This window comes from Streptomyces sp. NPDC026522, assembly GCF_055567555.1.
On record NZ_JBVHQF010000013.1, the window covers coordinates 119,253 to 130,279 of the forward strand.

The 11,027-nt window shown below is 68.4% G+C and carries 8 protein-coding genes and 1 pseudogene; 6 read left to right on the top strand and 3 right to left on the bottom strand.

Translation table 11 applies throughout. The annotated features are described in order from the left end of the window. Nucleotides 1–59: 59 nt before the first annotated feature. From ACZ4M3_RS29610 to ACZ4M3_RS29625, 4 genes are all read left to right on the top strand, one after another. The gene (locus ACZ4M3_RS29610; protein WP_467737774.1) at nucleotides 60–1,031 is read left to right on the top strand and encodes an LLM class flavin-dependent oxidoreductase; all 972 of its coding nucleotides are present in this window, start codon (nucleotides 60–62) and stop codon (nucleotides 1,029–1,031) included. 76 nt (nucleotides 1,032–1,107) lie between these two features. Beyond that, nucleotides 1,108–2,331 (top strand): TerD family protein, encoded by a 1,224-nt coding sequence (locus ACZ4M3_RS29615; RefSeq protein ID WP_467737776.1) that lies wholly within the window; start codon nucleotides 1,108–1,110, stop codon nucleotides 2,329–2,331. Nucleotides 2,332–2,847: 516 nt separating this feature from the next. After that, nucleotides 2,848–3,378, top strand: a complete 531-nt coding sequence (locus tag ACZ4M3_RS29620) for a hypothetical protein (RefSeq protein ID WP_467737778.1) — start codon at nucleotides 2,848–2,850, stop codon at nucleotides 3,376–3,378. A gap of 257 nt (nucleotides 3,379–3,635) precedes the next feature. Continuing rightward, on the top strand, nucleotides 3,636–4,298 hold the full coding sequence (locus ACZ4M3_RS29625; protein ID WP_467737780.1) for a hypothetical protein: 663 nt from the start codon (nucleotides 3,636–3,638) through the stop codon (nucleotides 4,296–4,298). Nucleotides 4,299–4,720: 422 nt separating this feature from the next. On the opposite strand, the gene ACZ4M3_RS29630 is transcribed toward ACZ4M3_RS29625, so the two are convergent. Both ACZ4M3_RS29630 and ACZ4M3_RS29635 read right to left on the bottom strand, forming a co-directional pair. Next, the gene (locus ACZ4M3_RS29630) at nucleotides 4,721–5,452 is read right to left on the bottom strand and encodes a hypothetical protein (protein WP_467737782.1); all 732 of its coding nucleotides are present in this window, start codon (nucleotides 5,450–5,452) and stop codon (nucleotides 4,721–4,723) included. A 166-nt stretch (nucleotides 5,453–5,618) separates the two neighbouring features. Beyond that, a pseudogene (locus ACZ4M3_RS29635) lies at nucleotides 5,619–5,780 on the bottom strand (ISL3 family transposase); the annotation flags it as partial. 280 nt (nucleotides 5,781–6,060) lie between these two features. Here ACZ4M3_RS29635 and ACZ4M3_RS29640 point away from each other — a divergent pair. Both ACZ4M3_RS29640 and ACZ4M3_RS29645 read left to right on the top strand, forming a co-directional pair. Continuing rightward, nucleotides 6,061–6,303, top strand: coding sequence for a hypothetical protein (locus tag ACZ4M3_RS29640; protein WP_467737784.1), 243 nt, complete (start codon nucleotides 6,061–6,063; stop codon nucleotides 6,301–6,303). 11 nt (nucleotides 6,304–6,314) lie between these two features. After that, a complete protein-coding gene (locus ACZ4M3_RS29645) occupies nucleotides 6,315–7,466 on the top strand; it encodes an HAD family hydrolase (protein ID WP_467737786.1) in 1,152 nt (383 codons plus the stop codon). Nucleotides 7,467–7,662: 196 nt separating this feature from the next. Here the strand turns inward: ACZ4M3_RS29645 and ACZ4M3_RS29650 are convergent, their stop codons facing one another. Then, complete coding sequence (locus ACZ4M3_RS29650) at nucleotides 7,663–10,788, bottom strand: DNRLRE domain-containing protein (protein WP_467737788.1); 3,126 nt, start codon at nucleotides 10,786–10,788, stop codon at nucleotides 7,663–7,665. Between the last annotated feature and the right edge of the window lie 239 nt (nucleotides 10,789–11,027).

The following is an 11,027-nucleotide window of genomic DNA, read 5'->3' on the forward strand; positions in this document are numbered from 1 at the left end:
CGTGCTGCCCGTGCCCACGAGTGATCCCCATGCAGGCGCATGATCCCTATGCTGACGACATGCTCGACATACCTCTTTCAGCACTGGAAGTCGCGATGGTCCAGACGGACACCCGCGCCGTGGACACGCTGCGGGACACCGCCGCCTTCGCACAGGGACTCGAACGGCTCGGCTACCACCGGCTCTGGTACGCCGAGCACCACCACTCGCCCGCGATCGGCGCGTTCCCGCCGGTCGTGCTGATCGCGCACGCCGCCGCCACGACCTCCGTCATCCGTCTCGGCTCTGGCGGGGTGCTGGCACCGAACCACGCCCCCATCATGCTGGCGGAGCAGTTCGGGACACTGGCCGCCCTGCACGGGGGCCGTATCGACCTCGGCATCGGCCGTGGCCCCGGAACCTTCGACGAGGCCACCGCGCGGGCGTTGCGCCGCGGCGCCGGACCGACGACCGACGCGGAGTACGGGAGCGACGTGGCCTCGGTCCTCTCCTTCCTGGTGGGCGAAGTCGCCCTCGACCCGCTGCCGGAGCCGTGGCTGCTCGCCTCCAGCACCGCGGGCGCCGCCCTCGCCGCGGCGCTCGGCCTGCCGGTGGCCGTGGCCCACCACATCCGACCCGACAACACCCTTGCGGTACTCGAGCGTTACCGGGCGGAGTTCACCCCGTCCCGTTGGTGCGAGCGGCCCCGGGTGTTGTTGTGCGTCGAGGCGGTGTGCGCGGAAACCGACGAGGAGGCCGTGCGGCGGACGGGGCCCATGGCCGTCGTCAAGGCCGGGCTCCTCAAGGGGGTGAGCGACATGCCCTTCCCGACCCCCGCGCAGGCCGCCACCCACCCGTTCACGGAGGAGGAGCGAGCGGTGCTGGCCCACTTCCGGGCACAGCAGGCCGTCGGGGCCCCGGAGACAGTCGTTCGCCGGCTCGACCGACTGGCGCGCGAGACCGGCGCGGACGAGCTGATGCTGACCACGCCCGTGCACGACCTCGGCGACCGCCTGCGCTCCTACGAATTGATCAGGAAGCGCTGCGGCTGAGCGAGAAGTACCGAGACGGGCGGGAAGACATCGTAGGCTGCGGACGTCGGGGGGCAGTCGCGGAAGGGGGGCCCGCATGGGCTTGCGAAAAGGCGCCAATGTGCCGGTGGAACACACTTCGGTGCGGGTGGAGTTGGGATGGCAGGAGCGCCCCGGAACTCCGGGCGTCGACGTGTCGGCCCTGCTGCTGACCGCGGCCGGAAAGGTGCGGTCGGACGACGACTTCGTGTTCTACAACCAGCCCGCCCACCGCAGCGGCGCCGTCCGCCACGAGGGCAGGCGACAGGACGGCGCGAGCGTCGTCGAGACGATCAGCGTGACGTTGTCGGCGGTGGAGCAGGACATCACGACCGTGGTGGTCGCGGCCTCCACCGACGGCACGTTCGGCCGAGTGCCCGGTCTGTTCGTACGCGTACTGGACGCAGAGAGCGGGGCCGAGGCGGCGAGGTTCGACGCCACCGACGCCGACTCCGAGACGGCGTTCCTGCTCGGCGAGCTGTACCGGCGGGGCGGTGCGTGGAAGTTCCGCGCGGTGGGCCAGGGTTACGCCTCCGGCCTGGCCGGGCTGGCCACCGACTTCGGCATCACCGTGGACGAGCCCACCACGCCGTCATCCCCACCCGTACGGCAGCCGCCGCCCGTGCCCCCGGCGCCCGAACCCGTACGGCTGTCGAAGATCACTTTGACGAAGGCCGCCCCCGCGGTGTCGCTGACCAAGCAGGGCGCCACCTCGGGGGCCATGCGGGTCAACCTCACGTGGAGCGCGGCCGAGCCGGGGCGCGGCCAGCTGGGCAGGGGCACGGACGCCGTCCGGCTGGAGGACGTCGACCTGGACCTCTCCTGCATGTGGGAGCTGCGGAACGGAACGAAGGGCATCGTCCACCCCATCGGCAACCAGTTCGGCTCGTTCGACCGACCGCCGTACGTCCTGCTGGACCAGGACGACCGGACCGGCGGCAGCGAGGACGGCGAGAACCTGATGATCAACCTTGATCACTCGGCCGAGATCAAGCGCCTCCTGGTGTTCGTGGTCATCTACGACGGGGCGCCCGACTTCGCGGGACTGCACGGCGTCGCCACGCTGTATCCGCCCGCCGGCCCTCCGATCGAAGTGCGTCTGGACGAGTGCACCGTCCCCTCACCGGTCGCCGCGATCGCGCTGATCGAGAACGTGGGCGGCGAACTGGTCGTACGGAGAGAGGCGAAGTACCTGGTGCTCGCGCCGGGAGTCTTCAAGCAGCAGGCCGCCGACCTCGAATACGGCTGGGGGATGAGCTGGCACTCCGCCACCAAGGACTGACACCAAGGACTGACATCGAGGACCGGCACCGAAGACCGGCACCGAGGACCGGCCGATCATCCGGCGAACAGGATGTAGGAGGCCGTCGTGGTCAGGGAGGATCCCGCGAGCTGGACGGGGAGCAGAGCCCAGAAGCACACAGATGCCGACAGCAGCGGCGTAAAGGCCGGATTCCCGGGACGAGCAGCCCGAAGGGCAGGAGGGCATCGATCGCGATCATCAGGGTCGACATGGGCCTGCCGACGCGCAGCGCGTGCTCCGCTGCCCAGGAGGCGGACGGGGGGCGTGGGGTAGAAGTACTCGCGACGGGGGAGGAGCGGGCGCACGGCCGCTCCCGCCTCGGCCCACTGCGCCACCCGCAGCCCGGAACGGATGTGGGGGAACGTGCCTTGATCCACGCGCTGTTGACGTACATCTGGGGGCGCCGCCTCAACGAGATGTTCACCCTCAACGGCATCCTCGACGGCGACGCGTTCTACGTGAAGATCACTCCCTGACCATTCGACGGAGCCCCCGATGCCTCTCCTTGCCGAGTACAGCACCTTCGCCCAACCAGACCGCGGGATCCTGGAGGTGTACGACTCAGGCGCGTACATCGGCGACGACGAGGCGTTGAAGCAGTCAAGGACCAACGTGGTCGCCGGAAACGGCTACCACCCCTACCTCCACAGCCTTCAACCGGACGTCGAAGCAGAAGTCACCATCAGGGTCTGGGACACCCCACAACAGCCACCAGCAGACGCCGAAGGCACCACCGCGGTATCCCTGGAGTCCGAGACCGGCCTGCTCGTCATCAACCAACTCACCTACGGGCCCGCAGGCGAAATGACCCTCCCACGCCCCGGCGTCTACGAGGGCCACGCCGCATGGCACGGACGGAACGCAACCGCCGCCTCCTACGACACGACCCTCCGGCGAGTTGCCGAGGAGCAATGGACACCGGAGCAGATCGGAGCAGCACGGAAGCAGTGTCCAGCCTCTGAGCAGTATGTTCTCGACCTCTGGTTCGCCCGGGAATCCGAACCCGAGGACGACGACGAGGAGTAACCACGGACCGCGCCGACCGCGTGCGTCGGTCTGCAGCGGCAGCGCTGGCGGTCCGTGCGACGAGGCGGCCTTATTCGAGAAGCCGCGTGTCGCCCTGCGCCGTCGCCTTCTTGCCTGTGGAGTACCTGCTTCCGACGCACTTGTGAATGAAGGTGTGTCCAACGACCTGCAGACCGGCTTCACGCAGACGATGACTGTAAAAGGCCGCACCTGCATCAATGGCACCTGTACGAAGAGCTGCTGAGTGAGGAAGTGTCATGAGTACGGGTAAGTGGCTGTGGATATCCCTGCGGCGCTACGTCCTGACCGCCTTGCTGGCCTGGGTGACCGCGGCCTCCGTGCGGCCCGCTCTCGGTGACGAGCCCTTCACCGACGAGTTCGTGCTCGAGATGCGGATGGCACTCGTGGGGGTTCCCCTCCTGACACTCGCGACCATGTTCGTCCTCGTCCTGCTGGCCGGCCGTCGGTTCGAACCGCCGACCGGTGGCGCCCAGCGGATCCGGGGCGGCTGGATGGTCGCACTGCCGTTGTTGCTGTTGCTGCCGGTGGGAATGCTCATACCACTGGAGTACCTGATCGTGCTGGGGGCGCAGCTGGCCTACGTGGTCTGGGTACTGCCCTGCGAGGACGCACGTGACACGGCGGACGTCCTGCGCGCGCTCGCCGACCCGGCCGTCCCCGCGGAGCAGCGGGCCCGGACGGCGCGGGCGGTCGCGGGACTGCGGACCAGTCCGGTCGTGGAAGCCCTGGTGCTCGCCGCGGCGGACGAGGAGCCGGAGGTCGCCGAAGCGGCACTGGAGGGCCTCTGCACCATCTGGCGGCAGGACGGCGTCGTCGGCGAGAACCGGTTGCTGAGGCTTGCGCCGAAGGATCAGGACCGGGTCCGGGCGCTGGGCATCAAGGTCCGCAGCCCCTGGTGACAGGCTCTGCCGCAGGTGGGGCGACGCGGCCTGGTCGTCATCGGTGTCGATGACGGCAAGCAGGACCACGCCTACGCCCTGTCTCCCCGACCGCACACCCGCCGCGCCGTACGCGCCCGCACCTGGCGCTGCGGCCGAACTCCTGGCACAGCTCCGGGCCGACCGCCGTGCCGAGCAGTGGGTGTCGGGTGGCTGCCCACATACAGCGTCGATTGAGAGCCAAAGGTTGCTCGGCTTGATGCCCCAGGCCCGCGCTGACTGCTGTGGTCGGCTTCTTCTCTCTGGGCGCTCTGTTGAGCTGTCGCGATCGTGAGTCGATCTGGGAGCCGAAGCGCCCCTGGGCGAGATCCGGATACTGCTGGAAGGCAAGGCGACGCGGTGTATCCGTGTCCCTCGGCTCATGCGCGACGGGGACCGGCGGTCTACGGCAGCTTGAGCGTCACGCAGGTGGGGCCACGCGATGAACGGACCTCGCAGCCCGTGTCCCCACCCCCAGTGACTGCGGTGATCTGGATACCCCACGCGTTCCGGGGGACGGAGACGGACACGCTGACCCGCTGGGCGACCTCGCCCTTGTCATTGGGCCGAAGGGTGCTCTCGTACAGATTTTCGTTACCGCCGACGGGTGCTCCGTCTTTGTCCACGCCATTGACGTACACGTCGATGGTGGCCCACCGATCGACACCGTCCGCGTGGACGTCGAAGTTCAGTTTCAGATCGGGTCGGTGACCCTCGATGACGACGTCAGTGATGTTCGGGCGCCCGTTTCCGCCAGCTGCCTGGGCGGCGCCAACGACGGCCACACTCAACGCCGTCATGTAGAAGATCATCCCCAGCACCAGGACCGCGGTCTCCCAGACGTTGCCCCGGCGCGTGGGGTGGATGAGCAGGGCCACGACACTGCACGCGATAGCCAGGATGGCGCAGAGGGAGGCAACGTAGATGGGCCAGGACTCGTTGTTGAGGGCGACGAAGACCACATCGCTCGTTAAGCCGAGGGTGGTCATGACCCCCGCGACGGCTACCAGAGCGCCGGCCAGGATCTTGGCGACATCGTCCAGGCGGCGCTTACCGACCCTGGCCTCGACCTCGTCCGGTTCCACCGTCAGGGGCTGAGGCTCGCGGCCCGCGCCCGGTTTGGGGAGCCAGCTCATGGCACCACGCTACGGTCGCGCCGGCAGGCAGGCCTTTCGTAGCTAGCCCGAAGGGGCGCAGGCCGAACGAGGGGCCACAGATAGTGAAGATCACCGTAGAGGTTCCACCACGGCAATTGCAAGGTTTTCGGCTCCGACCGTAGGTGGCGGTGACGCCAGGTAGCCGTCACGGTAGGAGGATGCGGTGGCGGAGGAAGTCGAATCCGGCGCGTCCGAGTATCTGTCTCATGATCCTCTTCGTACGGGTGTTGACGCCTTCGGTGCGGCCGTTGTGGTGGGGCAAGGTGAGGCCCGCGTCGACAGCGACCCGGTCGATTTCGAGGCCGTTGGTGAGGCCGCCAGGGACAACGGCCTCAGCCCCCGCCCTCACCTTCAATGCCGCGGCCGTAGGGATGCTGGTCGCGGACCTGGGCATCGAGCGCAGCGCCAAGACTTGTTCCACACCAGGGATTGAGCGGCATTCCGCTGCGGCGAACAGCGCGGGCCGGGTCGCCCGGGCTTTGCTCCGTTGGCACGAAGCGGGTGGCAGTCCGGCGGCTGATGAACGAGGGTGGCTTGGATGCCGGCCGCTTCGCCGGTGCTTCTTCCGCTGGTCAAGGGAGCCGGTCATGTCCGATCGTCGCACGGTGTCTTCGACTCGTGTTGCCGTCGACGCGTTGGTGGCTTGCGCGCGTGCGGCGCCAAAGGAGTTGGTGAGCTGGCTGGTGGACAGCGACGAGGTGGGCGCGGCGCGGCTCGGTCAGGCGATCCGAGATCTACAGAACAGTCCTGACGAGCCCGCGCAGGCGCCGGGTTCTTGCTGTGACAGGGCGCATGTGATCGACCCTGTGACCCACGACCCCGCATGGTGAGCGCCGGCGGAGTGACGGCAGACACCGTCGGCGTACTGGTAGCCGACTTGGACGGCACCCTGTTGGACGGGGGGTCGCAGGAACGGCGGCAGCTCTTAGACGCCCTGGACGCGGACCCGGATATCGCCGTCGTCTTCGCGACCGGACGCGGCCTGGCGTCCGTCCAGGCTCTGCTCCGCGACGACCCTCTGCTGCCGTACCCGCATTGGATCATCGCCGACGTCGGCTCCAGCGTCATCGACGCCACCGACATGACACACGCGGCGGCCCTGGAGGCACGGCTGCGCGCGGGATGGCCGGGTGCCCGACGGGTACGGGCAGCACTGGCCCGATTTCCGCAGCTGGTATATCAGCACGGCGTGACCCAGGAGGGTCGCTGCTCCTTCTACCTGACCCCCGACGGCCTCTGCGACGAGTTGATCCGGGTGATCCGGGCCCTAGGCTGCTCCTGGTCGTACGCATCGGACCGGTATTTCGACGTCCTGCCGCGCGGGGCGGACAAGGGACGCGCGCTGGACCTGCTTGCCCGTACGCGCGGCTGGCCCCTGCGGACGGTGCTGGTGGCGGGAGACTCCCTCAACGACCTCTCCCTGTTCCGCCTGGGCACTCCCGCCGTCGTGGTGGCCAACGCCGAACGGGCCCTGACCGCGCAGGTCCCGGCCGGTCCCCTCGTCCACCACTCGACCCTCAACGGAGCGGCCGCCGTGCTGGAGGGCATCCGACGCTTCCGCCGACCGTCGAGGCACTCAGTGGTGGTCGGCTACCACCGCCCAGCCGACGTTGCGGTGCGGTCCGCCCGCGACCTGTTCGTGGACGTGGCCGGTGACCAGGCAGTCGGTGAGCAGGCCGCGGGCGGCCCGTACCTCTTCAAAGAGGAGGTACGGGGGGTGCTTGGGATAGGTGAGGGCGTAGTGCTCGACGGCCGCCTCCGCCAACTTGGTGGCCTCAGCGCTGCCGTGGGGGTCGGCGAGAAGGGCGAGCGGGAGGGATTCGCGGACAGCAGGAAGGCCGGCGGCTGTGGTCATGTGCACCACCATTTCCCGTGCGCCAGCGCTGCACGTGTCGGTCTCGGCCGACCGTACCGGATCACGGTGGACAACTCGCTTTTCGGAAAGACTTGTTCGGCCAAGCCCAGGCCGAGCTGGGCGGGGGTGGCGCCGTAGGCGCGGCAGAGCATGACCGTGTACTCGCGGTCGGGGCGCTCACGGGGGTCGTGTTCCCACCGGCACAGCATTCCCGTACTCCTGTCAGCGCCTGACTCAGTGGGCCTGATGGAGGCTTCGAGTGGGTGGGACGGAAACAGAGGTGCCCAGTCAGGGGATGAGTCCTGGCTGGGCACTTCGGTGATCTGTTGTTTGGTTATCCGAGGGTTCGGGCGGTGCCCCAGTCGTCTTCTTCGACGCGCCAGCCGTTGCCGATGGCGGTTCTTCCGCCGTAGTAGAGGTGGAGGGTGCCGTCGTTTCGGGTGAGGTAGAGGTCGGGGATGCCGTCATTGTTGACGTCGGGGGTGCCGCGCAGGAGGGGCCAGGTGGTGCTGTCCCATCCGGAGGTGCCGTAGGTGAGGTCCTTGCCGTCGGCGGAGTTGACGGCGAGGGCTAGGGAGTTGATGTCGGCCCCGCCGTTCGCCCCGGGTTTGCCCCGGCGCAGGGCTAGGCCGCGGTCGGGGGTGGAGTCGTCGCGGTAGACGAGGTCGGGGACGCCGTCGCCGGTGACGTCGCGGATGTTGATGATGTCGCGCTTGGTCCAGCTGGTGGCGGACAGCTGCCGGGCTTCGGTGACGGAGGCGCCGCTGTAGCCGGTGAGAACCCAGAAGGTGTCGCCGGCGGTGGCGAAGATGTCCTCGGTCTTGTCGCCGTCGACGTCCTGGACGGCCACGATCTGGCTGAGCGTGGCCGGGTCGGGCGCGCCTGCCGGGAGGAGGATCTCGGTGCGGCGGCTGATGTCGAAGCGGCCGTTGCCGTCGCCCTGGTAGACATACAGCTTGCCGTCGGGCATGCGGGCGATCAGATCGGTGATGCCGTCGCCTGGGTACCAGTCGGAGGAGTGCGCGATCAGCGCGTCCTTGAAGTAGCCGGCGGGCGCGGGTCTGCCGTTGTCGGTGGCGGCGGGCATCCAGGCGTCGACGTCTCCGGTGGCGTCGGCGGCGTAGACGCGCAGGTCACCCTTGCCGTCGATGGCCAGGAGGTCGGCCTTGCCGTCGCCGGTGATATCGCCGGGGCCGTCGAGGCCGGGGCGGGGACGGACGTAGAAGGTGTAAGTGACGGGGTTGGATGGGTTCCCGGCCTTGTTGACGACGCGGACGTAGAACAGGTTAGGTCCCGCGTTGTCGGGGTTGACGTCGACGGTCACTGTGTCCGACCCGGCGGCGGGGACGGCCTTCTTGTCGTAGACGGGGTGGTTCAGGGACCACTGGAACTCGGCGATGTCCACGGGGCTGGTGCCGCCGGCGATGACGGTGATCTTGCCGGGCCCCAGGGTGTTCTTGCTCCACTCGGCGCCGTCGGGGCCGGGAGCGGGGAAGTCGTCGGAGCGGATCGTGGGCGGTGTGGGCTGGGTGTGGTCGACGGTGAACGTGCACCAACCGCCACCCCCGGAGTCCAGGGGACCGCTGCCCGACCACTGGCCGTCCCAGTCGATGGCCTGGGCGAGCCAGTAATACGTCTTGCCGGGTGTGAACTTCTCCCAGGGAATCGTCACGTTCGCGGCGCCGTCGCTGTTGGTGTCGCGGAACTCGTTGGCGACGGATTGGGAGCCGTCGGCGGCCCAGATCCGGAAGTTCAGCTGGCGAAGGTTGCCGTCACCGTCCGATGCCTTGGCCTGGAAGTTCACATCGGTCTTGCCGATCTTGGTGAACGGCTGCCCGGTGACGCACGCACCGCCGGGCGAGGTGCTCATGTTCGCCAGGACCGGGGTGTCGGGGACCTTGGTGTACTCGACCTCGATATACGGGGCGCTCTCACCGTTGGCCTGGAACTTCTTCCAGTAGTTCGCGTCGCTCTCGTTCGGCGAGCGCAGGCCCAGGGTCAGGTTCTGCCAGGCGCCGCGGGCGCCCTCCTCAACCTTCGACTTGATGTCGATACCGACCCACGCGTCGGGGCAGGAGCTGTTGTAGCCGTACCCGGTGGACGCGCCGGCGATGCGGTTGCCCCAGAAACCGGCGTTGTCGGTGTTGTTCCAGGTACTGGAGCTGTTGATCAACGGCACGTGGTAGACGTCGAAGGCTCTCGCGGTGCAGCCCCAGGAGTAGGTCTGCAGCATCCGCAGGTTCGCGGAGCGGATCTGGGAACCGTAGAGCTGGCTGCCGAAGTCGAAGATGAACGCGGCACGGGAGGTACCGCCCGAGGTGGACTCGTAGCCGACACGAGCCTCGGGGGTGCCGCTGCCGCTGTTGTAGTTCTGCCCGTTCCAGAAGCTCGAGCTGCCCTCGGTCTTGTAGAAGAGCGTCCAGTCCTGCTTGTGACCCTTGAAGGAGGGGTCGATGAAGACCGGGTAGACGGTGTCCCCGTCCTCCAGGAGCTTGCTGTTCGGCGTCACCGTCAGAACATTCTCGGCGCTGAGGGCCGCGATGGCCGCCTTCGCGTGACTGCCCTCGGCACCGTTCAGCCCCGCGAGGGCCAGGGTGGGGTGGTTCTTGGCCTCGGGGGCCGGAGCCGGGACGGGCTCGCCTTCGGTGACGGCCACCTTGCCGGCAGAGTCCCACATGAACGGGGTCGGAGAGCCCGCGACCTCCACGCCCTGGGCGTCCTGGGCACTGACCGAGCGCGAAGCGTCGTCCAGGTGGAAGGTCAGGTCGGGGGAGGACAGGCGGTAGTTCAGCTGGCCCAGGAGGGTGTCGGCCGCGGCCTGCTTGTCCTTGACAACCAGGACGTGGGTGTAGCCGCCGTCCTGCGCGGTCAGCACCAAGTCGATACCCGGGCGGACGTTCTCGTACAGCGCCCGCGAACCGGAGATGACCGGCTCCGGCAGCGGACCCGGCCATGCAACGGCCAGATCATGGCCGTCTAGGGTCATGCGGACGAGGTCGGTCCAGGCCGGCTGGGGAGTGTCGGCCTTCGCGACCGCTGGCTGAACGAGGGCGACCCGCGATGAGCCGCGTGACGCCCGGCTCCCGCCGCCACTGGCGGCCGGGGCTTTGGTACCCGCGCTGAAGACGACCTTCCCGTTGACGGCCTTCGGCGCGAAGCCGCCGTCGACCCGCTGAAGGGTGGTGTCGATCGGCTTCCACTCATTGCCGACTTTGGCCCGGTTCGCCAGGCTGGAAACCCTCAACTTGAACGTCCCGCCGGGCTGCGCCCAGGTGCTGCTGTATGCGGAGGCCTCGGCCGTGACCTCGACCTCCTTGCCGGTCTCCTGCGCTATCCGGCGGGCTTCCGTGGCACTGACCGGGCCTTTCGGCTTCGAGGGCTTCGCCTCGACTGGCTTCCGGGCGTCGTCGTGGTTCAGGACCACAGGGACGGCGATGGCCAGGGCAAGGAGGGCAGCCATGCCACCCACAGTCCGACGGCGCCGATACCAACGACGCGTTGGGTCCTCAACGTCGTTGCTTCTGGACCGTATTGGCGGGCTCTCGTCCACGGATTCACTGACAGGCACAGCTTCTCTACTCCCCCCTCGGGCATGACAACGCGATGCCCTCGGCACTCAAAAAATCTGCTTTCAGCCACTGATGTGAAAGCAGAGGGTCCACCCCCCGGTCGCCAATGCGCGGGGGTTTGCGAGCTGAG

Coding starts and splice junctions, on each gene's coding strand:
- ACZ4M3_RS29610 (WP_467737774.1), top strand. CDS start 60: ATGCTCGACATACCTCTTTCAGCACTGGAAGTCGCGATGGTCCAGACG.
- ACZ4M3_RS29620 (WP_467737778.1), top strand. CDS start 2,848: ATGCCTCTCCTTGCCGAGTACAGCACCTTCGCCCAACCAGACCGCGGG.
- ACZ4M3_RS29640 (WP_467737784.1), top strand. CDS start 6,061: ATGTCCGATCGTCGCACGGTGTCTTCGACTCGTGTTGCCGTCGACGCG.
- ACZ4M3_RS29650 (WP_467737788.1), bottom strand. CDS start 10,788: ATGGCTGCCCTCCTTGCCCTGGCCATCGCCGTCCCTGTGGTCCTGAAC.
- ACZ4M3_RS29630 (WP_467737782.1), bottom strand. CDS start 5,452: ATGAGCTGGCTCCCCAAACCGGGCGCGGGCCGCGAGCCTCAGCCCCTG.
- ACZ4M3_RS29615 (WP_467737776.1), top strand. CDS start 1,108: ATGGGCTTGCGAAAAGGCGCCAATGTGCCGGTGGAACACACTTCGGTG.
- ACZ4M3_RS29625 (WP_467737780.1), top strand. CDS start 3,636: ATGAGTACGGGTAAGTGGCTGTGGATATCCCTGCGGCGCTACGTCCTG.